Annotated in this window: 3 protein-coding genes; all 3 read right to left on the bottom strand. The window is 57.5% G+C overall.

Annotated elements, in window-relative coordinates:
• A partial coding sequence (locus tag PROAA_RS05495) for a hypothetical protein (protein ID WP_186410381.1) occupies positions 1–320 on the bottom strand: 320 nt, incomplete at its 3' end.
• A gap of 44 nt (positions 321–364) precedes the next feature.
• Positions 365–1,306, bottom strand: coding sequence for an alpha-E domain-containing protein (locus PROAA_RS05490; protein ID WP_186409985.1), 942 nt, complete (start codon positions 1,304–1,306; stop codon positions 365–367).
• A 16-nt stretch (positions 1,307–1,322) separates the two neighbouring features.
• A partial coding sequence (locus PROAA_RS05485; protein WP_186410380.1) for a circularly permuted type 2 ATP-grasp protein occupies positions 1,323–1,568 on the bottom strand: 246 nt, incomplete at its 5' end.

Genomic DNA, 1,568 nt, shown 5'->3' with positions numbered 1-1,568 from the left:
TGCACCTTGAAGAACTCGCTTTCGAGCCCTCCTTCGAAGGGCTCAATAGCCTCGACGGTTGTCAGCGAGGTCAATGCCAGGTTCTGCCCTCGAGGGAGGTAGACCTCGAGGTCGTTTTCGGATTCCATTTCGACGCAGGCTATCGAAGCGGTAGAAAAAATCTCGGTCTGGGCTCCTGAGCCGATGATAAGCAGATTCCCGGTGAAAATTCGCGAGCTGCGCTTCAGGTTGATGAGCAGGTGACTGATCGATTCGACACTATTCAGTGCGAAATGACGTGTGCTGTTGGCTGTAGAAATAACCGATACGTTGATTGACATGGCGATGCCTCGTCAACGAAAGACAGGATTTCATATTACCGCATTCAGCTTGCCGGTACGAGGAAGTCATGCCCAATGCCTTCGCCAAGATCGTAGATGCGATCCATGAAATCGGTCAGATACTCGTGCAAGCCTTTGGACAGAACATCGTCTATCCGGGCGAAGTGCAGCTGTGCGTGCAACATGCCGGCGCGCCTTCCAGTTTCTGCCACCGAGCTGCTGTTGGCGACCCGATTGAGCACGCGTACGATGCCATCCACGCAGGAATGCAGGGAGCGCGGCATATCCACGCGCAGCATGAGCAACTCGGCGACACGCGCCGGTGTAATCACATCGCGATAGACCTTGCGGTAGACCTCGAAGGCCGACAGCGAACGCAACAGCGCACCCCACTGGTAGAAATCTGTCGTGCCCTCATCACCATTGGTACGCAGCACGTGGTACTTCACGTCGAGAATGCGTGCCGTGTTGTCGCCACGTTCAAGCAGCCCACCGAGACGGATGAAGTCCAGCGAATCGTCCTGCAGCATGGTGCCGAAGGTCACGCCGCGCATGACGGCGGAGCGCAACTTGACCCATTCGAAAAACTCGCCAACGCCGGTAGATAGAATCTGTTCGAAGCTCTGCTCGCGCAACTCGATCCAGGTGGCGTTGCAACTCTCCCATGTCTCTGCGGTCAGCGTGCCGCGTACGGCATGAGCGTTCTCGCGCGCGGCGCGCAGGCAGCTGTAGATCGACGCTGGATTGTCTGCATCCGATACCATGAAACGCAGAACGTTCTCGGCATTCACCTCGTCGTAAGACTTGGAGAAGGCGGTCTGAAGGCTGTTCAGCGCCAGGATGGCGCCCCAGTTCTGGTTTTCGGCAGCGACTGATTGCGGCACGAGCGACATCTGGTGAGTCACGTCAAGCAGACGGGCGAGGTTTTCGGCACGCTCGGTAAAGCGTGACATCCAGTAAAGATGATCGGCTGTTCGGCTAAGCATATCGATTCTCCTCGCCTCAGTGTTCCAGTACCCAGGTGTCCTTCGTGCCACCGCCCTGCGACGAGTTGACGACCAGCGAGCCTTCGCGCAGCGCGACGCGCGTGAGGCCACCCGGAACCATGTCGATGTTCTCGCCGGACAAAACAAAGGGACGCAGATCGAGATGGCGCGGGGACACTTCGCCGAATTTCTTGTCATCGACAAATGTCGGGCAGTGGGACAGAGCCAGTGTCGGTTGCGCTATGTACTTCCCCGGGTCGGC

It is taken from the genome of Candidatus Propionivibrio aalborgensis (assembly GCF_900089945.1).
GTDB classification, from domain to species: Bacteria; Pseudomonadota; Gammaproteobacteria; order Burkholderiales; family Rhodocyclaceae; genus Propionivibrio; species Propionivibrio aalborgensis.
This window is presented reverse-complemented; position numbering and strand designations above follow the sequence as displayed.

Coding starts and splice junctions, on each gene's coding strand:
- PROAA_RS05490 (WP_186409985.1), bottom strand. CDS start 1,306: ATGCTTAGCCGAACAGCCGATCATCTTTACTGGATGTCACGCTTTACC.